We start from the raw sequence: 24337 nt of genomic DNA, 5'->3' as shown, positions 1-24337 counted from the left end.
AATCAAACCAACTAGATGAGCCAAACTCTCTCTTAGTTTAGGCCGCTCTTGGACCCAAAAACTCTGACGACGGACACGTCCTGCCCAGAATATCTGGCTGCGGCGCCTGGATAGCCCGAGGCGCGGTGCAGCCGGGCCTTTGGCGGCAGGGATGGACCCGTCAACAGGGGCCGAGAGCACAGCGAGCTTTTCGTTCAAAGCTTCGGGAATGAGGAACCGCTCGCAAAGCTCTTCGCGCAGGGCGTGACTGTCTGTGCAAATGCCGTGAAGCTTGTCAAAATGTCGGTAAAAGTGCCGCACGGGGTAGCCTGTCCAGAAGCCCATCGAGGTTTGCTCGGCACAGAACAGCCCACAGATCACGCGGGTTTCGGCGGTGAGGCTTTGCCCGTAGCTCACCAGCATCTCCCAGAACGTGCGGCTGTTGATGTTGAACACGGCTTCGCTGTGAAGCGAGCGGAGAAACTCGAACAGGACCCGCTCTTTTTGCGCGTCTTGCGAGCGGATATCGGAAAAATCGACAAGCCGCACACCCTCGGGCAGCCGCCCTTTGGGCAACGCACCGCCCCCCTCTGTCGTGACGACAATCACTTCTTCGCTGCCGTAAATATCGGCGAGTGCATGGGCCAGATAGCCTTCCATCCGCCGCCCGCTGCCCCAGCGGGGGCGGTTGACGAGCACAACAGCCTTGGCCCTGCGCTGGCCTGCCCGCGCCTGCAAGCGCAGCAAGTCGGTCGTGCGGTTGATCACAAGGTCGGAGTTGAACGGCGCAACACGTGGCGCAAAAGCGCTGGGCCATGTGGCGTTGAGCAGGGGCTCAAGCGCTGCGGCGCGCAAGACCTGCTGGCCGAGTTCACCATGCTCGAGCCTGCGTCGGAGGCTGGCCTGCTCGCCCTGCAAGAGGTGTAGCGCATTCTCTGTCGTAAGGCTCATCGCGCCTGCCAGATCGTCAAACGCGCCAAACATTGCCGTTGTGTCTTCTATAGGGCAGCCCGCCATGACCCACGCGCCGAAGGGCGACAAACCGCTTTCGGCTTGCTCGGGGTGGCGCGCGCTGTAGCCCAGCGTGTCAAACATCGGGGTAGGGTTGCGGCCCTCAAGGGCGCCCGCGCGCAGGTAATGCGCGATCGGGTCTATGTTTTTGTAAATAATATCAGGGTTTTGCGTGAGGTAATAGGCAATGTCAAAATGCGGTTTGATGAGATGATACTCAAACCCGTAGCGGTGCCCCCCCGAATTGAGCCATGCCGCGAGGATCTGGATGTGCAGCTTTTCACCATAATGCGGTATGGCACTTTTGTCGGCTATTTCACGCGCCATCAGCTTGCTCTTGGGGCGAATGCCGGAAGACTCGTATGCGTCCTGCAAGGGGCCGGCCTTCTGCGCTTCAAGCCCCGCTTTGCGGCCTGTTGTGAGCCAATGGGCAAAGAGCGTCTGGCCGTTCAAAGCCTGCTCGCCCAGTTGTGCGTCGTAATGAACGGGGTCAAAAAACGGATGTGGCGTGCGCCCTTCGCCTGCGCCAGCGCGAATATAATGCGCAATCGGGTCTAGCCGGTGCGCCATGATGTCGGGGTAACGTAGCAGGTAGTAAGGAACGTCAAACTCTGCCTTGAGCAGGTCGTATTCTTCCGAGTATCCCTTGGGCCTTTGCGCCGCTTCGGCCGCAGCGAACACCTGCAAAATTTCCTGCGGAATATGGGCGTTGGCGCTGGTTCGGGGCAAGCTTTGCGCTGCAATATCAAGCTTGGACACAGGCAATCCGCCGCTCACACTGCGAGACGCTTTTGACGCAAGCCTTCGGAGAGGCTGTGGAAGTTTCAAACTGTCACCCCTTCCTCGAACACGCCAAACGGAAACAGAAAATTGCACGGCTTTTACAGAATAAATTGTATAGGTAGCAACGTGGAGGCTCGCAAGGTGTTAGCGTTCCTTCTGGCCAATCCGGAAAAGCTAATCTAGTGTCCCCAAGCAAAAATACGTCCGGTGTGGATGAGGAGAATTTACTTGGTTGATTACGTGTTGTGTCGCCCCAAGGGTGGGCTGAATGATATTTTGTGCCAGATTGAAACCTGCTGGCAGTATGCCGTCGCTCACGACCGTAAGCTTGTTGTCGATACGCAGCAGTCAGGGCTGCTGGACGATTTCTCCAACTACTTTGAAGTTAAAGGCGAGTATGCGGATATCGCCGAGCTAGATATATCTGCACTGGAAAATCTGGCCGCTGACGCGTCATGCTTTCCAGAATTCGCAAATGTAGATGCGGCAGCCTATCGTGCTGTTTTTGACGCGCCAGCCAGAAATTATATCGAGACGGAAAGCGGCCAGAAAATTACGTTTGATTTTGAGCAGTCTTACCCGCACGAGCTTTTGATTCATCATCAATGCGGCGGCGGTGCTCACTCTATCGACCTGATGAAACGTCTGCAATTCACGAAAGAGACTGCCGAGCACGTCAAGGCTGCTCTCGCGAAACTGCCTGAGACCTATATCTCCATTCACGTGCGAAACACCGACCTCGCGACCGATTATAAAACGTTTTTTGCCAGCCTGAAAAAAGCGGTCGACGGGAAAGACATTCTGGTGTGCTCAGATGACCGCGCTTGCGTGGACTACGGACGGGAATATTTCGACAATTCACGCGTTTTTTCAGTTTCGGACATTCCCGAGACGGGCGGCAAGCCGCATTCATATGAATGCTAGTCTCGACAGGTATAGCGCCAACATTGATATGTTGGTTGACCTATTCTGCCTCGCAAACGGGCAGGCGCTGCACTTGACCCGTGTTGACAGAGGCTTCTTGTCTGGTTTCTCAAGGCTTGCGCAAAGCCTGAACAGAAACCGCGATGTTTTGGACAGCTTACTGTCCTGATCTTTGTGCGGCTGGCCAGAGGCAAGCCTCTGGCCAAATACGCCTAGCCGCGCAGCGCGGCCAAGGTCTCTATCGCTTCTTCGATCGGGTAGTGATGGTTGCCGATGAACAGCCCGTGCTGGTCGATATACTCGGCATTGCTCAGCGCGCCGTGAACCTCGTGTTCGATATGCTGCATCACGGGGTTTTTCGTGAAGTTCCCTGCCACGATGGGGCGGTTTTCAAAGCCCAGCTCATCCAGCTTCGCGACCAGTTCGGCACGTGTCATTCCTGCATCGGGGCGCATAACCATGGAGAAGCCGAACCAGCTGCTTTCGCCGATTTCTTCCTGCACATAAAACAGCGGGTGGTTGCTTAGCTTTTCAACAAAGGCCGCCCCGTTGGCGCGGCGGCCCGCAATCAGCGCAGGCAGTTTCTTGAGCTGCTCACGGCCGATCGCACCCGACATTTCGACAGGGCGCAGGTTGTATCCGGGCAGAACGAAATTGAAGCTCTCTTCAAAGGCGTTGTCGCTTTTCGTGCCTGTCACGCGGTTTTCTTTGGGTAGATGGCGGGTCCAGCCATGCGAGCGCATCGACAGCATGATGTGGTAAAGTTCCTCATCATCGGTTGTGACAATACCGCCTTCCATCGTGGAAATATGGTGCGAGAAAAAGCTCGAGAAGCTGCCGACATGGGCAAATGTGCCGGTGTGTTTGCCCTCGAACTTCGCGCCCATGCTTTCGCAGTTGTCTTCGAGCAGAACGATGTCCCGCCCGCCGATGATCTCTTGAATGCGGGCAAAGTCGTTGGGGTTGCCAAGGAGGTTCACAATCATGATGGCGCGGGTGTTGTCGGTCACAGCCGCGGCCAGCGCATCCAGATCATAGTTGAGCGTGGCGCGGTCGATATCGACAAACTTCTGCACCAGCCCGTATTGCGAGAGCGGGTAGTATGTTGTCGGCCAGCTGACGGCAGGCACGATGATCTCGTCACCCTTTTTCAGGCGGAGCTTTTCGTTCTGGGTATAAAACAGCGCGCCGGTCATGAGCAGGTTGGCCGAGGAGCCAGAGTTGACCATGACCGCATATTTGGAGCCGAAGAAAGCGGCGAACTCGTCTTCAAAGGCGCGCACTTCGGGGCCCATGGAATACATATCTGAAGCAATAACGCGCTGGATCGCATCTTGCTCGGCTTGGTCCCACGACGAGGTGGCAAGAGGAAAGCGTGCAGTCATGTTAAAGCGTCTCCAAGAAATACTGATAAGTTTTTGCAATACCCTCATCGAGGGATGTTTCGGGTTGCCAGCCCCAGGCGGTCTGGCGTGAGGTGTCACAGAGCTTTTGTTTCATGCCCACAGGTTTTGAAAGGTCATGCACAAAGCGCCCCTCCCAGCCGATATTGCGCGCAACAGAGGCGTAATAGTCATTCACCGAATGGTCGGTTCCCACACCTGCGTTCATAAGCTCGGGCATGTCTTCAAGGTTGTCAGCGGCCTTGAAGATAAGCGTTGCAAGATCCTCGACATACATGAACTCGCGCCGCGCCATGCCATCGCCCCAGATTTCGACTGCAGGCTCGTTTGACAGCTTGGCCTCGTAAACCTTGCGAATGATCGCCGGCAGCAAATGCGATTTTTGCGGGTCAAACTTGTCGTGCGGGCCATAGAGGTTGCAGGGGATAAGCGTTTTGTATTGAAACTCCGGCGCTTCACGGCGGATAAACTGGCAAAGCCGCAGGGCCACGACTTTGGCAAGCGCGTAGCCTTCGTTTGTTGGCTCAAGCTCGCCCGTGAGGATCATCTCTTCGCGCAGAGGGTTTGGCGCGGCGTGTGGGTAAATGCAGGTTGAGCCAAGGTTGATCAGCTGGCGCACACCGGCTTTCCGCGCGCCCATGATCACGTTGCGCCCGATCATCAGATTGTCATCCAGAAAAGACAGGGGCGCCGCCATATTGGCTGCAATGCCACCGACTTTTCCAGCAGCGTGCACAACAAGGTCGGGCTTTTCAGCCGCGATGTAGGCCTCGACAGCGCTGGCGTCCATCAGGTCAAGTTCGCGGCTGGAGGGGTGTAGAATGTCCCAGTTCGCAGCCAAAGGATGGGCCAGCACATTGCGCCCAACCATGCCGCTGCCACCCGTCAGAAAGAGTTTACCTCGCACGCCTCAATCCTCCCGTGAAACATGCGTCTCATAGCCGTGATCTGACAAAAGCCGTGCGCGCTGAGCGGCACGCAGGTCTTCCGCGACCATCTCGGCACACATTTCCTGAGCGGTAATCTCGGGAACCCAGCCAAGCACGTCTTTGGCTTTGGTCGGGTCACCCAAAAGGGTTTCCACTTCGGCGGGCCGGAAATAGCGCGGATCGATTTTTATAACGACATCGCCCGCTTTCAGGGCCGGAGCCTTGTCGCCCGTGATGGACGCGACTGTGGCGATTTCGTCAACACCCTCGCCGGAAAACGCGAGCTCGATGCCGAGCTCACGGGCGGACCACTGGATGAACTCGCGGACGGTGTATTGAACGCCTGTCGCGATCACGAAGTCATCGGGGTTGTCCTGTTGCAGCATCATCCACTGCATGCGCACGTAGTCTTTCGCATGGCCCCAGTCGCGCAGTGCGTCGATGTTGCCCATGTAGAGGCAAGGCTCGATGCCTTGCGCAATGTTGGAGAGGCCGCGGGTGATTTTGCGGGTCACGAATGTTTCGCCGCGTCTCGGGCTCTCGTGGTTGAAGAGGATGCCGTTGCAGGCATACATCCCGTAAGATTCACGGTAGTTCACCGTAATCCAGTAGGCATACATTTTGGCCACAGCATAGGGGCTGCGCGGGTAGAACGGGGTTGTCTCGCGCTGGGGTGTTTCCTGCACAAGCCCGTAGAGCTCGGAGGTTGACGCCTGATAAAAGCGGGTCTTTTTTTCAAGGCCGAGAAAGCGGATCGCCTCCAGAAGCCGCAGCGCGCCCATGGCGTCTACATCGGCGGTATATTCGGGGGCCTCAAAGCTGACCGCCACATGCGATTGCGCGCCAAGGTTATACACTTCGTCGGGCTGCACTTCCTGAATAATGCGGGTCAGGTTCGAGCTGTCTGTCAGGTCTCCATAGTGCAGATGGAACATTGAGTTATCGACATGCGGATCCTGGTAAATATGATCAATGCGCTGGGTGTTGAACAGGGAACTGCGGCGCTTGATGCCGTGAACTTCATAGCCTTTGCCAAGTAGGAATTCGGCCAGATAAGACCCATCTTGACCTGTGACACCAGTAATCAACGCTTTTTTCATGCGAAACCTCCTAAATTAAGCTTTACCTAGGGAATGGGATGACTTTAAGCAAGCCGCAAAGCCATGGGCTGCGACGCTAAAACCGTGTTTCAAAACGGGGTGCGCGGCCTTTACCGAGCTGTAATTCTGGCTCGGAATGGCCTAAACGGAGCAGGCTGGTTAAGATGGGTGTATTCGCATACGCATCTGGCGGACTTTGAGTAGATTATTTGGAGAGTGGTTTTGACAAAGATTACACCTGTTATTCTGTCTGGCGGGTCAGGCACGCGCCTTTGGCCTTTGTCGCGCAAGAGCTTCCCGAAGCAGTTTGTGCGCTTTGCCGGCGAGCATACTTTGCTGCAATCCGCTGCCCTTCGCATGGCGGGAGCGGAGTTTGTCGCTCCGATGATTATCACAGGCTCCGATTACCGTTTTATCGTGACAGAACAGCTTTTGGCTGTTGGCATTGATCCGGGCACAATCATGGTCGAGCCGGAGGGGCGCAATACGGCTCCCGCCGTTCTGGCCGCAGCCCTTCACGCTGTAAAAAGTGATCCTGACGCCGTTCTGCTTGTCGCACCGTCCGACCATGTGATCCCCGACGCTGAGGCCTTCCGTGCCGCCGTGCAGCGCGGGCTTGAGGCCGTAAAAGCGGGCCGCCTTGTCACCTTCGGCATTACCCCTGACAAGCCCGAGACAGGCTATGGCTACCTTGAGTTGGCCGAAGCTCCCGAAGGCGATGAAAGCCCCAAGCCGCTCTTGCGCTTTGTAGAAAAGCCCGATGCCGCGCGCGCCGCCGAGATGCTTGAGGCGGGCAATTACCTCTGGAACGCGGGCATCTTTCTTTTCGCCGCTGCCGATATGATTGCCGCCTTCGAAGCCCACGCGCCCGAGATGATAGCGCCTGTTCAGGCCGCTCTGGATGATGCCGAGATTGATCTTGGTTTCCTCAGGCTCGCCCCTGCTGCATGGGCGGATGTGCCTTCTGATTCTATCGACTATTCAGTGATGGAAAAGAGCCCGCTCCTGTCTGTCGTGCCCTTCGGTGCGCGCTGGTCCGATCTGGGCAGCTGGAGCGCTGTGCAGGATGAAATGGACGCTGATACAAGCGGCGTTGCGCTGTCTGGCAACGCTACGGCGATTGAATGTGAGAACACGCTCCTGCGCGCGGAAAGCGCCGATCAGCAGCTTGTCGCCATCGGCGTCAGGGATTTGATCGTTGTGGCGATGGATGATGCCGTGCTGGTTGCCGACAAGACACGCGGTCAGGATGTGAAGCGCGCGGTGCAAGCCCTCAAGGACAAGAATGCAACGCAGGCCGAGCTTTTCCCGATGGATCACCGCCCATGGGGCAGCTTCGAGACCCTGGCTCTGGCCGAGCGTTTTCAGGTCAAGCGGATCGTGGTCAAGCCCGGTGCGGCGCTGAGCTTGCAAAGTCATCATCACCGCTCTGAACACTGGATCGTTGTGCACGGCACAGCCAAGGTCACGGTCAATGACGAGGTCAAGCTCGTCGCCGAAAACGAGAGTGTCTATATCCCGCTGGGTGCAAAACACCGCATGGAAAACCCCGGCAAGCTGCCGATGGTTCTGATCGAGGTGCAAACAGGCTCATACCTCGGCGAAGATGACATCATCCGCTACGAAGACATTTATGCGCGCGGGCAGGGGGCCAAGGGCTAGGCCGGCACGGCCAAAAGCTGTCCGCTGCTCTGCCCTGTAATGCGGGCCACAACGATGCTGCCCTCGTTTTGGGCGGCATCAAAGTGCACTTCGGTGAACTGCTCGGTGCGACCCATATGGGCGTTCTCCATAAGCACAGAATGCTGTTTGCCTAGCTGCACAGTTAGGTGGTTGGCCACACGGCGCTCGCCCGCGGCCCTGAGCATAGCTGCGCGCTCTTTGATCGCCGCGCCATGCACAGCAGGCATCCGCGCGGCTGGCGTGCCTTCGCGCGCGGAGTAAGGGAAGACATGCAGCCAAGTCAGCTGGCAGTCGTCCACCAGCTTGAGCGAGTTTTTAAAGTGTGCTTCCGTCTCGGTTGGAAAACCCGCGATGATATCGGCGCCAAAGGTCATTTCAGGGCGCAGCTTGAGGGCCTCTTCAGTGAAGCGGATTGCATCGTCGCGCAAATGTCGCCGCTTCATACGCTTCAGGATCAGGTCGTCACCATGCTGCAAACTCAGGTGCAGATGCGGCATGAGGCGCGGCTCGGTCGCGATAGCTTGCATGAGGTTGTCGTCAGCTTCAATCGAATCGATCGAGGAAATGCGCAGGCGCGGCAAGTCTGGCACAAGTTTGAGGATACGCATCACTAGATCGCCAAAGCGTGGCTGGCTTGGCAAATCAGCGCCCCAGCTTGTCAGGTCCACTCCCGTGAGCACAACCTCATTGAAGCCACGCCCCACCAGCCGCTTGATCTGCTCGACAACAACACCGGCAGGCACAGAGCGCGAATTGCCGCGCCCGTAGGGAATGATGCAAAAGGTGCAGCGATGGTCACAGCCGTTCTGGACCTGCACATAAGCGCGGCTGCGCGTGCCGAACCCGTCAATCATATGGCCCGCCGTCTCGGTGACCGACATGATATCGTTGACGATCACCTTCTCGGTTGTGCCGATCAGATCTGGCGCAAGACTTTGCCATGTATCGGGCTGCATCTTTTCGTGGTTGCCCACAACGCGGGTGACTTCGGGCATCTGTGCGAAGGTCTCGGGCTCGGTCTGTGCCGCGCAGCCGGTGACGATGATCGGCGCGTCAGGGTTCTCGCGGGCGAGCTTGCGAATCTCTTTTTTGGCCTTGCGCACCGCCTCGGCCGTCACCGCGCATGTGTTGATCACCTGCACATTGGCAAGCCCCGCTTCTTGCGCAAGCTCGCGCATCGCCTCGGTCTCATAGGCATTGAGGCGGCAGCCCATCGTTGTGAAAACAGGCGCGCTCATAGCCGCCACACGCCGTCAAAAACATGCGCCGTTTCGCCTGTCATCCAGACGCCATCGTCGCGCCAGTCAATCATCAGTGTGCCACCGTCCAGCTCAATGCGTACGCGGTGCCCCGTGAGGCCCAGCCGCGCTGCCGCCACAGCCACAGCGCAAGACGAAGACCCGGAGGCCTGCGTGATGCCCACGCCACGTTCCCAGACCCGCATACGGAGATGGTCGGGGCCGATAACGCTGGCCACTTGCACATTGGTGCGCTCCGGGAAAAGCGGGTGATGCTCGTGCGCCGCACCAAAAGCCTCAAGTGAAACCGCCTCGGCATCAGGCACAAAGAAACTGCAATGCGGATTGCCCATGCTCGTGGCCACAGGCGCCCCCTCGATCGGCAGCGCCAGCGTGTCAGCCTCCTGTGCCAGCGGAATATCCTGCCAAGACGTCATCGGCTGGCCCATATTGACAGAGGTTAGGCCGCCGCCCGCATCCAGCGCATAGAGATCGCCCCGTGCCGTGGTGATATGTAGCGCTGTTTTGCCTGTGTCACGCATCACATGATGCGCAATACAGCGGGTCGCGTTGCCGCAAGCGCCTGCCTGAGAGCCGTCACTGTTCCAGAAAGTGAGGTGAAAGTCGGCCTCGGGCGCATCAGTGATCTCGGCAAGCTGGTCGTATCCGACACCACGATGCCTGTCGCCCATGGCGCGGGCCAGTTCGGCTGTCATGATTCTATTCTGCCCGCGTGAGTCGATAATGACAAAGTCATTGCCCAAACCGTGCATTTTCATGAAGGGAATATGTGTCGCGCGCGTGTTCATAAGCCGCATATACGCCCGCTCATTGACAGAATCCAGCATCTGCCTCGATTTAGTGATTTTCGGGGTTGACCGCCCCGCCTCCTCTTTCTAGATAGACCGCCTAGTGGGCCGTTAGCTCAGTTGGTAGAGCAACTGACTTTTAATCAGTAGGTCGATGGTTCGAACCCATCACGGCTCACCACTTTTTCTCTGATAGTTTTGATAATCAGGTGCATAAGTGGTGCGCCTTTTGGCGGCGGGCTAACTGGCGGGCTCTATACACATATTTGAGATTGTCTTTGTCGCAGGAGGGGACGCAAGCTGTTGTTTCAATTCACATCGCTTGACTGCATATAAATAAGGCTATCGGTGTAAATTCCATCAACACCGGCGTCGGCTAATTTCACGGCGATACTGGCTGAGTTTATCGTATAAATCCAAAGCGGAATGTCTATGTTTTCGAGCAGTTCAGCGCGGTCCAAAGTCTGGCTGTTTGCGGCGAAGGTTATTGCATAGAAATCGAGGCTTTTCAGCGCTGCAAGAACGCTGGCATCGTCGTAATGATCAGCGACCCATAGCAACTTATCATATCCTATTGCTTTGATCTCCGAAAAGGTTTCCAGGTCGTAGACCTCGACGATGACGCGATACTTGAGATTGGGATATGAAGCTGCGAAATCTGTTAGGATGCGCTGCGTTTCCTTTTTTACATTCAAATTCACCAGTGTGTTTGGATGGGTTTTCATCCACGCCGCGAGTCCGTCCAGATCAAGCGCTGTAAGGCCGTGCCGCATAGTGAGGGCATTGAAATCTTTTTTTGTTAAAAACGGTTCACCGTCATTTCTGTAGGAGTTAATCCAGGCGATCGGAGAAAGGCGGTACCATTTTCGCAAACCCGGCCCCCAATCATGGAGCAGAACGGGAGAGCCATCGGAGGTTAGATGAACGTCGACCTCAAACATGCTCAATCCATGATCATAGCCCCTCGTTAGCGCTTCAAGGCTATTTGAATATGCGCCCTCGGGCAGGCCGGCACCTGCATGCGAAATAAGGATCATTTCTCGCGATGTGCTTAAGGCCGTGGGCGGTGGTACATCATATTCATCCGGTTCCGTTGGCAAAATAAGCAAGATTGCCAGGATGACCGACAGCAAGGCAGCGATATGTGTCGGGCGCAGCCGGGACGGAGATATTTCGTTGAAATTCATTGCCTGACCGTCTGTATTTGATTGGTGTGTTGAGAAACACCCTGTAAAATAATGTTATGTAGACAACCGGAAAAATTGTCCATGCTGCCGCCTGTGACGGGTTCACCCGAACCTTTCCAGCCCCGCTGATTCCCCAATACTGCCATAGAATAGCTGTTTTTGGGCGCGAGCTTCACTCGGAACATCTAAATCGTGAGGCTCATTTTGGAAAACCACCGCACATCACCTATAGCACCGATGGTCCGGTGGTCGAATTATGTCTGTATTGGTGTTTTGACTGTGCTCAACATCGGAATTCTGACGTTCAGCCGGGCCGAGATCGTGACAGCTAAACTGCCTGAGTTCTTTTTGCAGGGTCTCATTCTGCTGGCGATATTCGTGGCCGCCCGGCGCCTGTTGGAGCAAGCTGCGCAGCCTGCAAAATCTCTTGTGCGCCTTCACTACGCGTTTGAAGGGCTGTTCTTTCTTCACATTGCATGGCTCAATCTGCGGTTACTGAACCATCTCTCGATGATGATACCTTTTCCTTATGTCGACGACTTGTTGGTTGGCTGGGACCAGGCTTTGAACCTGAACTGGATGGCCTATTTCGAGGCGGTCTACTCACGGCCACAGCTCTTTCAGTTGTTGGATGTTTCCTACACGTCGCTGACTTTCCTAAGCCTCGTAATTTTGCTTTTGCTGGTTTCCGTTGGCTATATCGAGCGCGCTCGGGAGTTTATTGATACGTTCATGATCACAGCGGTGGTTTGCATCGTTGTCGGCGCGGCTTTTCCGGCCAAAGCCGCTGTGCTCACCCTTTTTCAGGATCTTTCGCTTTTCAAACCAATGGGTTGGGTGCCGGGTGCCTATCACCTTCCCTATATGGAAGCACTGCGCGACAGTTCGACAGCGACAGTCCTTGATCCTGCCAGAATGCCCGGGTTGGCCACGTTCCCGTCTTTCCACACAGCATCCGGGATTCTGATTATCTCGGTGTGCCGGAACACATGGCTCAGCATTCCAGCCTGGCTTTACTCAATCGTTATGATCTCCTCGACTCCTGTGCTCGGGGGACATTACTTTGTTGATCTGATTGCAGGGATGTTTGTCGCTCTGATGGCCATCAAAATGGTGCACCGTTTCAATGGAAAAAGCAGGGCCTCAGCCCAGTTTCAACAAGGGCGCGCTTGCGTGGCAGCCTGACGCGCAACGGCTTGTTTTCCTGTCAGAGCGAAAGGTTTTCGATGCCTGAAAGCTCGAAAACCGGAACCAAACACGCGAGAACGCCATACGTTATGTAAGGCGTTCTCAATTGCCTGTTATGTTACCAAAGCTCGTCTCCAGGTGCCGGATAGGCACATCGCTGGTTGTGGGGAAGGGCGCTGTGATTGTCATGAAAGCTTCATAAAACTTTTACGTTAGCATTACAGTGGCTCCGTATTTGGTCCTCACGGTCGCAGCTGCGGCCGATGTAAATCTAGGAGCAAACATGTCTTACTTGAAACTGACCGCGTCTGCATGTGCGGTTGCTGCCATCTCCACAACAGCGTCCTTCGCACAGAGCCGTGACGGTATTCGCATTGTGGGTTCCTCAACAGTATTCCCGTACACGCAAGCAGTTGCCGAGCAGTTCGCGAACAACACAGGTGCTCCGTCGCCTATCGTTGAATCCACTGGCACAGGCGGCGGTATGCAGATCTTCTGTGGTGGCGTTGGTGAAGCCCACGCAGACATCACAGGCGCCTCACGCGCGATGAAAGCATCCGAGTATCAGCTTTGCCAGGACAATGGCGTGACTGATATCACAGAAGCCCTGATCGGCTTTGACGGCCTGTCTGTTGCTGTTTCACGCGCCAACGAAACCGATTGGAACTTGACACTCGGCGAGATCTACCTCGCACTTGGCGCACAGGTTCCTGTGGATGGCGAGTGGGCCGACAACCCCTACAAAATGTGGAACGAGATCAACCCCGATCTGCCCGAAGTCGCGATCCTCGCCTACGGCCCCCCCCCGACATCAGGCACACGTGACGCATGGGTCGAGCTTGCAATGCACGCAGGCTGTGAAGAGCTGGCCTATGTAAAAGACGGTGGCTTTGACGGTGATTGGGTTGGCGACAACTGCTCGCGTATGCGCACAGACGGTCCGTTTGTTGAAGCCGGCGAAAACGATAACCTGATCGTTCAGCGCCTCGAAGCAGACGCAAACGCATTCGGTATCTTCGGTTACTCGTTCCTCTATGAGAACCTCGACAAGCTGAAAGGTGTTCAGATCGAAGGCGTAGAGCCAACAATCGACACGATTGCAGACAAGTCCTACCCTGTGTCGCGCCCGCTCTACTTCTACATCAAGAACGCGCACCGCGGTGTTATCCCGAACCTGAACGAGTTTATCGAAGAGTACATGTCGGATGATGCGCTGATGACAGGTGGTTACCTCTCCGAGCGTGGCTTGGTTCCGCTTGCAGAAGCCCGTATTCACGAGCTTCAGGAAGCTGTTCTCGGCGGTGTTGCGATGAAAGCACCAGAATAAGGCTGTCATGGCCTTTGAAAGCCCGGGGCAGAACTTCTGGCCCGGGCCTCTCCTTTTCAGCGAGTATTCCCGATGACAACTTTGGCTTTCGCTATTCTTCTTGCCGCCTGCATGGTTGCCTATGCCCTGAACCGACGCGCAGCAACGGGCCTGCGCGATGGTGGGCAAAGGCTTCACTCCGTGTCCGGCTATCACGGCCTTTTCGCTCTTTTGATGATTCTGGTTCCGGTTCTTGTGGTCATTCTTTTGTGGCTGGTGCTGCAAGGGGCTGTTGTGAATCGGTTGGTCATGTCGAGCCTTCCGGAAGGAACGCTGGACGGATTGGGCAAGGGTCAGGTTGATCTGATCCTCGCGGAGATCCAGTCTATCGCTGGTGGCCGCGTCTTTGGCGAGCCCGAGGTCTGGAAAATCGCTGCCGCCGAGCGGTTCAGCGGTCTATTGCAATCTGCCGCGCTGGGCCTCGTTCTTGTCACGGCTCTGCTGAGCCTCGCTATCATGTTTTTTGCGCGCAGCAAGGTTTCTGCCGAGTTCCGCGCCCGCCAGGGCGCCGAGAGGATTATCTCGGGCCTCATGATCTTCTGCTCGGTTATCGCGATTTTCACGACAGTCGGGATTGTTGCCTCGCTGGCCTTTGAAACCGTCAAGTTCCTGAAGCTGGTCCCGTTGACAGACTTTCTGTTTGGCACAAGTTGGGAGCCGCAAATCCCGATCCGTGCCGATCAGGTGGCGGCTGAAGGTGCGTTCGGCTGGCTCCCTGTCATCGTCGGCACGATCGTTATCACCATCGTCGCTATCGTCATCGCGATCCCGATTGGCCTGCTATCGGCGATTTACCTTAACGAGTTTGCACCAAAACCGGTGCGGTCTGTTTGCAAGCCGATCCTTGAGGTTCTCGCAGGGGTTCCGACAGTTGTTTACGGCTTCTTCGCGATCCTTGTTGTCGCCCCCGCGATCCGCAGTTTGGGCGCGGCTTGGGGCATTGATGTTGCACCGAACACTGCGCTTGCGGCAGGTGGGGTTATGGGGATCATGCTGGTTCCCTTCATCTCGTCTTTCGCCGATGATGCGCTTTCGGCTGTGCCGCGTGCGTTGCGTGACGGCGCGCTTGCCCTTGGCGCAACCCGCGCTGAAACGGTGATGAATGTGCTCTTCCCTGCGGCGATCCCCGGTATCGTCGGGGGGGTCTTGCTGGCCGTCAGCCGCGCGATCGGTGAAACCATGATCGTTGTTATGGCTGCGGGCCTCATGGCAAACCTGACACTCAACCCGCTTGAGAGCGTCACGACTGTCACGGTTCAGATTGTCACGCTGCTGATCGGGGATACATCGTTTGACAACCCCAAGACGCTTGCCGCTTTCGCGCTTGGGATGATGCTGTTCATCGTCACGCTCATTATCAACATTTTCGCGCTCCGGATTGTCCGGAAATACCGCGAAGCATACGATTGAGGCCTAGCTCATGACCGATATTTCACACGGCTCCGCTCCCCAGACAACAATCGACAAAGTGCAGGCCTCTTTGGCGCGGCGTCATCGCAAGCAGTATATTCTGCAAGGCTTTGGTATCGTAGCGATCAGCATCGCCTTCCTGATGCTTTTCATCCTTCTCTGGTCGCAGATTGCGACGGGCTACAAGGCCTTCATGCAAACCAATATCACGCTGGAAGTGTTTGTTGACCCCGAGGAAGTTGATGCCGGAAAACTGCCGCGCGGTAACTTTGATGATGTGCTCGTGGCGGCGCTGTTGCCTTATCTGCCAAATGTAGATGCAAGCAGCCGCGCCGACGTGCGCACCGCCAGTGGCATCTTCTCGAACGGGGCACAGTTTTACCTGCGGAATCGTATCGTTGAAGACCCTTCCCTGATAGGCCAGACGATCACAATGCGGGTTCCGGTGTCCGATCCGTATGACCAACTCTATAAAGAGCTGGTTGATCGCGACACGCCCGAGAACCTGCGCCGCCTTGATAACACTCAAATTTCCAACTTCGACCAACTGTATGAAGCGGGGGTGATCACGTCACGCCTCAACACGGCGCTGATCACCAACGCCGACAGCCGCTTCCCCGAGCTTGCGGGCCTCAAGGGGGCGTTGCTGGGCTCATTCTGGGCGCTTCTTACATGTTTTCTGATCGCGTTTCCTTTGGGGATAGGCGCGGCGGTCTACCTCGAAGAGTTCGCGCCGAAGAACAAACTCAGCGACTTTATCGAAGTTAATATCAACAACCTCGCCGCCGTTCCCTCGGTTGTCTTCGGCCTGCTTGCACTGGCGGTCTTTATCGGCTGGTTCGGCATGCCGCGCTCCGTTCCCTTTGTTGGCGGTCTCACACTTGCGTTGATGACCATGCCGACAATCATCATCGCCACGCGTGCGGCCCTAAAAGCGGTTCCGCCGTCCATCCGCGAGGCTGCATTGGGTGTGGGCGCGTCAAAGCAACAGGTTGTCTTTGGCCACGTTGTTCCGCTGGCGATGCCCGGAATCCTGACCGGAACGATCATTGGCCTTGCTCAAGCCCTGGGTGAAACAGCGCCGCTTCTGCTGATCGGGATGAACGCGTTCATCACCTCTGCACCGGGCTCGCCCTTTGACAGCTCGACAGCGCTGCCCACCCAAATCTTCATCTGGGCCGACAGCCCCGAGCGCGGCTTTGTGAGCCGGACATCAGCAGCGATCCTCGTGCTGCTGACCTTCCTCATCGCTATGAATGCAATCGCCATCTACTTGCGCAGCAAGTTTGAACGCAAATGGTAAACTCGAAAGGAGAGGCCATGGATGACCTCAGAGTAGTCACTCGTGATATTGACACGCACGCAACCAAGATCAGCGCTAAAAACGTTCAGGTTTACTACGGTGAGACCCACGCGATCAAAGATGTAAACGTCGAGATCAAGGAACACACCGTGACAGCCTTTATCGGGCCGTCAGGCTGCGGCAAATCAACCTTCTTGCGCAGCATCAACCGGATGAACGACACGATTGATATCTGCCGCGTCGAAGGTGACATTCTGATCGACGGTCAGGACATCTACGACCGCAATATCGACCCCGTTCAACTGCGCGCGCGTGTCGGAATGGTGTTTCAAAAGCCGAACCCTTTCCCCAAATCGATCTATGACAATGTTGCCTACGGCCCGAAGATCCACGGCCTCGCAAGAACAAAAGCCGAGCTCGACGAGATCGTCGAGAAATCACTGCGGCGCGGTGCCATCTGGGACGAAGTCAAAGACCGCCTGCATGCCCCGGGAACAGGCCTTTCAGGCGGCCAACAGCAGCGCCTTTGTATCGCGCGTGCCGTGGCCACAGAACCGGATGTGCTTTTGATGGACGAGCCTTGCTCGGCGCTTGACCCTATCGCGACAGCGCAGGTTGAAGAACTGATCGACCAACTGCGCGAAAGCTACACTGTTGTCATCGTTACGCACTCGATGCAGCAAGCGGCGCGTGTCAGCCAGAAAACAGCGTTCTTCCATCTTGGAAGTCTGGTCGAGTACGGCAACACCGACGAGATTTTCACCAACCCGAAAGACAGCCGCACCGAAAGCTATATCTCTGGCCGGATCGGATAGGAGCATCACCATGTCGACACAACACATCGCCAGCGCTTTTGACCGCGACCTTGAAGGCGCCCAAGCCAAGCTTGTTAAAATGGCAGGCTTGGTCGAAGATGCGATGGACCAAGCGGCCCAAGCCCTTGAGACAAATGATCTGGCAAAGGCCGAGCTCGTGCGCAAAAACGACAGTGCCATTGATGCGCTGGATGAGGACATTAAGCTTGATTGCGCCAAAATCCTCGCAACCCGATCTCCGACAGCCAGCGATTTGCGCACCGTTCTTACGGTTATGAGCATCAGTTCCAATCTGGAACGATGCGGTGACTACGCTAAAAACATCGCCAAACGCACAACTGTTATTGTCGATGCAAAACCGGTTGCAGGAGTCGCCGCTGCGTTGCGCGGCATGCAGAGCACGGTCATTCAGATGATCCGCGATGCGCTTGATGCCTACATCAAGCGAGATGTGGCGCAAGCCGAAGATGTCCGCGCCCGCGACCATGAAGTTGACGAGATGTATAACACCCTGTTCCGCTCCTTGCTGACGCATATGATGGAAGATACGCAGAATATCACATCCTGTATGCACCTGCATTTCATCGCAAAGAACATCGAGAGAATGGGCGATCACACCACATCTATTGCCGAGCAGGTGATTTATCTTGTGACAGGTGAAATGCCCGATGAAGACCGCCAGAAAGGCGATTTTACGTCAATGGCTGCCCCTGCAGAATAAAGCAGAAGATGAGCTTTCCCACCTGCCCCGCAAGGGGCGGGTTTTTTGCGGCAACTGTAAACAATAAAACCTGTCACAACATTGTAGCCGGCCAAAGCGAGCCTCGCGGCAGATTTTGAAACCTTGGGAAAAACCATGAAAACGCTTACAGCCTTTACAGAAGTGGCCCTGGGTTCTCGACCAGTCAGCAGCCATGCTAACATGGATCAGGGGCTCATTTAAGCTGCCAATTCCATGGGTTCTGTTTTGCTTTCATAGACCTCGTCGGGAGGCCATATACCATGTGTCGAATGGGGGCGTCCGGCGTTGTAGTCTGTCAGTCAATTGCTGATCCGCACAAAGCCTTTGTTGTTGATGCTGTGAAGCTGCCACACGTTTACAAAACTTGATCCCGCAGCTCATTCGCCTACATAGAGTCGTAATGAGCAGGACATTCACCAGATGACAAAACTCCCCGATTTCGCCTTTGACAACAGTTATCACCGCGAGCTTTCAGGCGCCTATGCACAGTGGCAGGGCGATAAAGTTCCCGCGCCGCAAATGCTCCGCCTCAATGTGGCGCTGGCCGAAGAGCTTGGCCTTGATGCGGATGACCTTGCAGGCGAGGCAGGCGCGCTTGTCTTCTCGGGCGTGCGCGCGCCCACAGGGGCAGCCCCCTTGGCCATGGCTTATGCGGGTCACCAGTTTGGTGGTTTCTCGCCCCAGCTCGGCGATGGCCGCGCGATTCTTGTCGGCGAGGTGCTCGACCGCTTTGGCCGCCGCCGCGATATTCACCTGAAAGGTTCGGGCCGCACACCCTTTTCCCGTGGTGGCGATGGTAAGGCCGCGCTCGCGCCCGTCCTGCGCGAGTATCTTATTGGTGAGGCCATGTATGGCCTTGGCATCCCCACAACCCGCGCGCTTGCTGCCGTCACCACGGGCGAGAAAATCCACCGTGACACAGGCGCAAAAGATGGCGCAGTGCTCGCCCGCGTGGCTTCCTCTCACCTGCGCGTGGGTTCGTTCCAGTTCTTCGCTGCGCGTGGCGATGCGGAGATGTTACGCAAACTTGCCGACTATGCCATCGCCCGCCATGACCCCGACCTTGTCGGCACCGAGGGCCGCTATCTCGCTTTTCTTAAAAGCGTCACCGCACGGCAGGCCGAGCTCGTGGCGCAATGGGTCAATGTCGGCTTTGTGCACGGCGTCATGAACACCGACAACATGACCATTTCTGGCGAAACGATTGATTATGGCCCCTGCGCCTTCATCGACAGTTACAGCCCGAAGGCGTGCTTCTCCTCGATAGATCAACAGGGCCGCTACGCCTTCGGCAACCAACCCAACATCGCCGCATGGAACCTTGCACGGCTGGCCGAATGCCTCCTTGGTTTCATTGATGCCGACGATGACAAAGCCATCGCGCTAGCCACTGAAGTGATCAACAGCTTCCCCGCGCTCTATCAGGCTGCATGGCTCAAAGGCGCGCGCAAGAAGCTGGGTCTCACGTTGGAAGAAGAGGGCGATCTCGCCCTCGCCAATGGTTTCCTGATGACACTTCAGGGCCAGAATGTAGACTATACTCAAGCCTTCCGCGCCCTCGCCGGGGCGGTCCGAGGCGACAGCGCCCCCTTGCGCGCGCTCTATGATGACCCGGCCCAAGAGCTTGATACATGGCTCGCCGCCTACCTCAAACGCTCCGCCAACGAGTCCACAACACCAGAGGCCCGCGCCGATGCCATGGACGCGGCCAACCCGCTCTACATCCCGCGCAATCACATGGTTGAAGAGGCTCTGAAAGCCGCCGAAGAGGGTGATATGGTTCCCTTTGATACCCTTCTCAAACTGCTCCAAACTCCCTTCATGGCACAGCCAAACGCAGAGGCTTATACGCATCCGGCCCCCGAAAGCTTCGGCCCATACAAAACATTTTGCGGCACATAGCCTTTCTTATTGCCGGAAGTATCCTAGGGGGAGGATTCAAAAGCTCTAAAGCTTTTGAATCAGGGGGACAAAGTCCCCCAGCGGGGCGATTTGCCGAAGGCAAAGCGCAATCCCTAAAGGCTCAACACTTCCGCCAAAACACTCACCGCCAGCTTACGCGCATCCCTGACCGATGGCACAAGCCCGATCGGCCCTTTGAGCCGTGCCAATGCGTCATCGGAAACGCCGAGCCGATGAAGCTCCATCCGCCGCATCTCTGCCGCGCGCATACTTCCCTGCGCACCGATGTAAAGCGCATCACTCGCCAAGGCCTGCGCCAGTATCGGTGGCTCCCATTCGTGGTCATGGAAGAACAAAACAACAGCACTACGGTTGTCGATGCCCAGCCCCTCAGGACAATGCGCATGGGTCAGATGCCGCGTGGCACATCCCGCTGCCGCCACGGCTGCAAGTGTCTCCTCGTCGGGTGAAAGCACAAGGTTGGGATAGCCCGCCGCCTGCACCAGCCCCGCAAACGTGGACGTCTCCGGCCCTTTGCCAAAGATAAAGAAGTAAATTTCGGGCTCGATCGCGACGCTGAACACATCGCCGGTCCAGCCGGTCCGCCCTTCAGGCACCGCGCAGATATTGCCGCTGCGCTGGCTTACTTCCAGCACACAAGCCTGCCGTGCCAAGTGATGGGCGAGCAGTTCCTGCAGCACCGCCACATCAGGTCGCGGCACGAGCATTATCTCAAGTCCGCCACCACAGGGCAGCACAATATCCGCAAATGGCGAGCCCTTCCCGTAGCGCACCGTATAAGGCGCACCGCTTTCAAGCGCCTTGCCCGCGTGGAGCGCAATATCCGCCTCAACACAGCCGGACGAAAGCGTGCCAACGCGCCGCCCGTCGTCCATCACAGCCATCATGGCCCCAAGCGGACGATAAGACGGCCCTTCAACATGGGTGATCACACAAAGCACACCCGCGCCGCCCGCCTCGGCAAGCTGGCGGATCGGCTCAATTACACTGCTGGCGTCAAGCGCTGGAACGCTCATGTTTATGTCCTTTTTGTCAGGCGCGTTAACCTCGCGCTAACCTTGTTTTGGCAAACCCGTCAACAACGGGTGATCATCCGCCGAAGAATTTGGCTCAAATGCGTCATATGCAGGGTGTCATCCGTTCACCATTCAATCGGCTTATGCGCATAGTCAAAAAACTGCCCGCTTTCCTCGCGCTTCAGTCCCAGCATCACCTTCACAAGATTCTTCGCCGCAGTTTCCGCGCTCACGGTGCTGTGCCGTTCCGCATAATCAGCAGTAAAATCTGTCGCCACAGTCCCGGGGTGCAGAGCTGCCACAATGGCTTCCTTATGGCTGCGCCCCAGTTCGACAGCTGCACCGCGCACAAGCTGGTTTGCCGCTGCTTTCGAGGCACGGTAAGCATACCATCCACCAATCCGGTTGTCGCCAATCGAGCCCACCCTTGCTGTCAAGACAGCTAGTACAGAACGGCCCTTCTTCGGCAATAGTTTCGGGGCATGACCAAGCACATAAGCAACCCCGAAGGTATTGACCTTGAAGACCTCTTCAAAGCTTTTCTGCCGTATATGGCTCAGCGCTTTTTCGGGGGCCGCACCCTCGGAAGCCAGAATGCCGGAAGCCATAAGAACCAGCTGGAATGGCCCCTCCAGCGCGCCCAAATGCGAGTCCACATTCGCTTGCTCGCGCACATCAAGCCCGTCCATGGCGCGCGACAACCGCGCAACATCCCAGCCGTGCGTTTCAAGTTCATGCGCTACAGCCGCGCCAATGCCGCCAGACGCTCCGATGATCAGGGCTTTCTCTCTCATGTTCTCACCCTAAGCCCACAATCAGTCATTGCAAGTGGCCAAAGATCGACAGCTTAAAGCTCCACTTGCAAATGAGAATGATTTGCAATAACAGTTTTTTGACTCCACGAGCAACACATGCCAAGACACTAACAGGAGACAAAAATGATCCGCTCACTCGCCTTCTCAACGGCTCTCTTCACGGCTTCGGCCGCCTTGGCCGAAGACAAGCTCAAAGTTGTCACAACCTTCACGGTGCTTGCCGACATGGCGCAAAACGTGGCAGGTGAGGCGGCTGAGGTTGTCTCCGTCACCAAGCCCGGCGCCGAAATTCACGGCTACTCGCCGACCCCCCGTGATATCGTCCGTGCCTCCGATGCGGACCTTATCCTGTGGAACGGTCTCAACCTCGAGCTCTGGTTCGAGCAGTTCCTCGCCAATCTGGGCGATGTCCCTTCCGCCACGCTCTCTGAGGGCATCGAGCCGATCTCGATCGGCTCTGGCAGCTATGAGGGCAAGGCCAACCCGCACGCGTGGATGGGGCTTGAAAATGCGCTCATCTACATCGCCAATATTGAAAAAGCCCTGAGTATGGCAGACCCTGACAACGCTGCAACCTACCAAGCCAACGCAAACAAATACGCGGGCGAGTTGCGCGAAACACTGGAGCCGCTCAAGATTCAGATCGACACGATCCCCGAAGACAACCGCTGGCTTGTCACTTGTGAGGGCGCCTTCAGCTACCTCGCGCGCGACCTCGGCCTGCAAGAGCTTTACCTCTGGCCGATGAACGCCGACCAGACAGGCACACCCCAGCAGGTTCGCCGCGTGATAGACGGCGTGCGCGAACACAAAATTCCCGCCGTCTTCTGCGAAAGCACGGTCAGCACCTCGCCCGCCGAGCAAGTCGCCCGCGAAACAGGCGCAGCCTACGGAGGCGTGCTCTATGTCGATAGCCTGAGCACAGCAGACGGCCCCGTGCCAACCTATCTTGACCTTCTCCGCGTCACCACAGAAACGGTCGCGAACGGCCTCAAAGGAGCCAAATAATGCAAGGCATCTGCGCCAGCGGCGTCACCGTCACCTACCGCAACGGGCACACGGCCCTGCGCGATGCCAGCTTTGAAATCCCCCGTGGCACGGTCACAGCACTTGTCGGCGTGAACGGCGCGGGCAAATCAACGCTGTTCAAGGCGATCATGGGCTTCGTGCCGATCTCCAAGGGCGAAATAACGCTTCTCGGCAAGCCTGTAAAAGAGGCGCTCAGATCAAACCTCGTCGCTTACGTGCCTCAAGCCGAGGAGGTCGACTGGGCCTTCCCTGTGCTGGTCGAAGATGTGGTGATGATGGGCCGCTACGGCCACATGGGCTTCCTGCGCCGCCCGAAGCAGGCCGATCACGATGCGGTTGATCTCGCTCTCACCCGCGTCAACATGCAAGAGTTTCGCAAGCGCCAGATCGGCGAGCTTTCAGGCGGGCAGCGCAAGCGCGTTTTTCTCGCCCGAGCGCTGGCGCAAGAGGGTCAGGTGATCTTGCTCGACGAACCGTTCACAGGCGTCGATGTGACGACCGAAAACCAGATTATCGAGCTCCTCGGTGAGCTGCGCGATGAAGGCCGCGTTATGCTTGTTGCAACGCACAACTTGGGCTCTGTCCCCGAATTCTGTGACCGCACAGTGCTGGTGAAGGGGACTGTTCTGGCCTACGGCCACACCGATGAGGTCTTCACTCGTGACAACCTTGAAGAAGCCTTCGGCGGCGTGCTCCGTCACATTACAATCGGCGGCGACACACTTCACGAAGACAGCGATGAGCGCGCCGTGACCATCCTCACAGATGATGAACGCCCCTTCGTGCAATACGGCGAACAGACACAACGGCAGGAGCGCGAGCAATGAGCTGGCCTGTATTTTGGCTAGAGCCTTTCAGCTACAGCTACATGCTCAACGCGATGTGGGTCTCTGCGCTCGTGGGCGGCGTTTGCGCGTTTCTGTCGGCCTATCTCATGCTCAAAGGCTGGTCGCTCATCGGCGATGCTTTGTCCCACTCCGTCGTTCCCGGTGTCGCCGGGGCCTATATGCTCGGCCTGCCTTTTGCGCTGGGGGCCTTTCTCGCAGGCGGCCTCGCGGCAGGGGCCATGCTCTTTCTCACAGAGCGCTCGGGGCTGAAGACCGATGTTATCATCGGCCTCATCTTCACCTCGTTTTTCGGCCTCGGTCTTTTCATCGTCTCGGTTTCACCTGTGAGCATTGATCTGCAAAGCATCACCATGGGCAACATTCTTGCCATCACCCCTGAAGACACGCTCCAACTGGCGCTCATCGGCGGCATCACCCTCGCGGTGCTTCTGGCGAAATGGAAAGACCTGATGGTTACCTTCTTTGATGAAAGCCATGCCCGCTCAATCGGGATGAACCCCGCACGCCTCAAGGCGATGTTTTTTGTGCTGCTCTCTGCTTCCGTGGTTGCGGCCATGCAAACTGTCGGCGCGTTTCTCGTGATTGCCCTTGTCGTCACGCCGGGGGCCACGGCCTATCTGCTCTGCGACCGTTTCCCGCGGCTCATCTTTACCTCTGTCGCTATCGGCACGGTGACAAGCTTTATAGGCGCCTACGCGAGCTACTTCCTCGATGGTGCGACAGGTGGCATCATCGTCTGTTTGCAGACCGTGCTGTTCCTTCTGGCATTTGTCTTTGCGCCCAAGCACGGCAGGCTGGCCGCGCGCCGCAAAACCCGCCGAGCGCTGGAGTAAGTG

The 24337-nt window shown here is 56.8% G+C and carries 20 protein-coding genes, 1 tRNA gene and 1 pseudogene; 13 read left to right on the top strand and 9 right to left on the bottom strand.

What is annotated here, in order from left to right; translation table 11 throughout:
- A pseudogene (locus tag OE750_RS17025) lies at positions 1–1767 on the bottom strand (hypothetical protein); the annotation flags it as partial.
- 234 nt (positions 1768–2001) lie between these two features.
- On the opposite strand from OE750_RS17025, the gene OE750_RS17020 reads away from it, so the two are divergent.
- On the top strand, positions 2002–2697 hold the full coding sequence (locus OE750_RS17020) for a nodulation protein NodZ (RefSeq protein ID WP_263765513.1): 696 nt from the start codon (positions 2002–2004) through the stop codon (positions 2695–2697).
- A gap of 212 nt (positions 2698–2909) precedes the next feature.
- Here OE750_RS17020 and OE750_RS17015 read toward each other — a convergent pair whose 3' ends face one another.
- Genes OE750_RS17015 through gmd form a run of 3 tightly spaced genes read right to left on the bottom strand, consistent with a single transcriptional unit; the run spans position 2910 to position 6129 of the window.
- Positions 2910–4082 carry a DegT/DnrJ/EryC1/StrS family aminotransferase gene (locus OE750_RS17015; RefSeq protein ID WP_263765512.1) on the bottom strand — a complete coding sequence of 391 codons (1173 nt, stop codon included), beginning with the start codon at positions 4080–4082 and terminating at the stop codon, positions 2910–2912.
- A 1-nt stretch (position 4083) separates the two neighbouring features.
- The gene (locus OE750_RS17010) at positions 4084–5007 is read right to left on the bottom strand and encodes a GDP-L-fucose synthase family protein (protein ID WP_263765511.1); all 924 of its coding nucleotides are present in this window, start codon (positions 5005–5007) and stop codon (positions 4084–4086) included.
- A 3-nt stretch (positions 5008–5010) separates the two neighbouring features.
- Positions 5011–6129 (bottom strand): GDP-mannose 4,6-dehydratase, encoded by a 1119-nt coding sequence (gene gmd / locus OE750_RS17005; RefSeq protein WP_263765510.1) that lies wholly within the window; start codon positions 6127–6129, stop codon positions 5011–5013.
- Positions 6130–6351: 222 nt separating this feature from the next.
- Here gmd and OE750_RS17000 point away from each other — a divergent pair, with 222 nt between their 5' ends.
- Complete coding sequence (locus OE750_RS17000) at positions 6352–7791, top strand: mannose-1-phosphate guanylyltransferase/mannose-6-phosphate isomerase (RefSeq protein WP_263765509.1); 1440 nt, start codon at positions 6352–6354, stop codon at positions 7789–7791.
- On the opposite strand, the gene mtaB is transcribed toward OE750_RS17000, so the two are convergent.
- Positions 7788–9050: a tRNA (N(6)-L-threonylcarbamoyladenosine(37)-C(2))-methylthiotransferase MtaB gene (mtaB, locus tag OE750_RS16995; protein WP_263765508.1), complete on the bottom strand. Its 1263-nt coding sequence runs from the start codon at positions 9048–9050 to the stop codon at positions 7788–7790. The two genes, OE750_RS17000 and mtaB, sit on opposite strands and share 4 nt — an antisense overlap.
- A complete protein-coding gene (dapF, locus tag OE750_RS16990) occupies positions 9047–9868 on the bottom strand; it encodes a diaminopimelate epimerase (protein ID WP_263765507.1) in 822 nt (273 codons plus the stop codon). The genes mtaB and dapF overlap by 4 nt, the downstream gene beginning before the upstream one ends.
- 96 nt (positions 9869–9964) lie before the next feature.
- Here dapF and OE750_RS16985 point away from each other — a divergent pair.
- A tRNA-Lys gene (locus tag OE750_RS16985) sits at positions 9965–10040 on the top strand.
- A gap of 127 nt (positions 10041–10167) precedes the next feature.
- On the opposite strand, the gene OE750_RS16980 is transcribed toward OE750_RS16985, so the two are convergent.
- A complete protein-coding gene (locus OE750_RS16980; protein WP_263765506.1) occupies positions 10168–11046 on the bottom strand; it encodes a glycerophosphodiester phosphodiesterase family protein in 879 nt (292 codons plus the stop codon).
- A gap of 237 nt (positions 11047–11283) precedes the next feature.
- Between OE750_RS16980 and OE750_RS16975 the strand changes: the two genes are divergently transcribed.
- The 7 genes from OE750_RS16975 (at position 11284) to OE750_RS16945 (ending at position 19772) form a co-directional block, all read left to right on the top strand.
- Positions 11284–12231, top strand: a complete 948-nt coding sequence (locus OE750_RS16975; RefSeq protein WP_263765505.1) for a phosphatase PAP2 family protein — start codon at positions 11284–11286, stop codon at positions 12229–12231.
- 286 nt (positions 12232–12517) lie between these two features.
- The gene (locus OE750_RS16970) at positions 12518–13561 is read left to right on the top strand and encodes a substrate-binding domain-containing protein (RefSeq protein ID WP_263765504.1); all 1044 of its coding nucleotides are present in this window, start codon (positions 12518–12520) and stop codon (positions 13559–13561) included.
- A 72-nt stretch (positions 13562–13633) separates the two neighbouring features.
- A complete protein-coding gene (gene pstC / locus OE750_RS16965) occupies positions 13634–15010 on the top strand; it encodes a phosphate ABC transporter permease subunit PstC (protein WP_263765503.1) in 1377 nt (458 codons plus the stop codon).
- 10 nt (positions 15011–15020) lie between these two features.
- Positions 15021–16313: a phosphate ABC transporter permease PstA gene (gene pstA, locus OE750_RS16960; RefSeq protein WP_263765502.1), complete on the top strand. Its 1293-nt coding sequence runs from the start codon at positions 15021–15023 to the stop codon at positions 16311–16313.
- A 17-nt stretch (positions 16314–16330) separates the two neighbouring features.
- On the top strand, positions 16331–17128 hold the full coding sequence (gene pstB / locus OE750_RS16955; protein ID WP_263765501.1) for a phosphate ABC transporter ATP-binding protein PstB: 798 nt from the start codon (positions 16331–16333) through the stop codon (positions 17126–17128).
- Between the two features lie 10 nt (positions 17129–17138).
- The gene (gene phoU / locus OE750_RS16950; RefSeq protein WP_263765500.1) at positions 17139–17849 is read left to right on the top strand and encodes a phosphate signaling complex protein PhoU; all 711 of its coding nucleotides are present in this window, start codon (positions 17139–17141) and stop codon (positions 17847–17849) included.
- Positions 17850–18290: 441 nt separating this feature from the next.
- Positions 18291–19772: a protein adenylyltransferase SelO gene (locus OE750_RS16945; RefSeq protein ID WP_263765499.1), complete on the top strand. Its 1482-nt coding sequence runs from the start codon at positions 18291–18293 to the stop codon at positions 19770–19772.
- A 113-nt stretch (positions 19773–19885) separates the two neighbouring features.
- Here OE750_RS16945 and OE750_RS16940 read toward each other — a convergent pair whose 3' ends face one another.
- Both OE750_RS16940 and OE750_RS16935 read right to left on the bottom strand, forming a co-directional pair.
- The gene (locus tag OE750_RS16940) at positions 19886–20809 is read right to left on the bottom strand and encodes an XdhC family protein (protein WP_263765498.1); all 924 of its coding nucleotides are present in this window, start codon (positions 20807–20809) and stop codon (positions 19886–19888) included.
- Between the two features lie 125 nt (positions 20810–20934).
- Positions 20935–21603, bottom strand: coding sequence for an SDR family NAD(P)-dependent oxidoreductase (locus tag OE750_RS16935; RefSeq protein WP_263765497.1), 669 nt, complete (start codon positions 21601–21603; stop codon positions 20935–20937).
- Between the two features lie 144 nt (positions 21604–21747).
- Here OE750_RS16935 and OE750_RS16930 point away from each other — a divergent pair, with 144 nt between their 5' ends.
- From OE750_RS16930 to OE750_RS16920, 3 genes are read left to right on the top strand one after another with little or no spacing between them, the layout of a single operon-like run.
- The gene (locus tag OE750_RS16930; RefSeq protein WP_263765496.1) at positions 21748–22632 is read left to right on the top strand and encodes a metal ABC transporter substrate-binding protein; all 885 of its coding nucleotides are present in this window, start codon (positions 21748–21750) and stop codon (positions 22630–22632) included.
- Complete coding sequence (locus OE750_RS16925) at positions 22632–23480, top strand: manganese/iron ABC transporter ATP-binding protein (protein ID WP_263765495.1); 849 nt, start codon at positions 22632–22634, stop codon at positions 23478–23480. Before OE750_RS16930 ends, OE750_RS16925 begins: the two co-directional genes overlap by 1 nt.
- Entirely contained in the window at positions 23477–24334 is an 858-nt protein-coding gene (locus OE750_RS16920; protein WP_263765494.1) for a metal ABC transporter permease, read from the top strand. The genes OE750_RS16925 and OE750_RS16920 overlap by 4 nt, the downstream gene beginning before the upstream one ends.
- The last annotated feature ends 3 nt before the right edge of the window (positions 24335–24337 follow it).

This window comes from Lentibacter sp. XHP0401 (assembly GCF_025751535.1).
Classification (GTDB): domain Bacteria; phylum Pseudomonadota; class Alphaproteobacteria; order Rhodobacterales; family Rhodobacteraceae; genus Lentibacter.
Note: the sequence above shows the minus strand (reverse complement) of the source record. Positions and strands in the feature narration are given on the sequence as shown.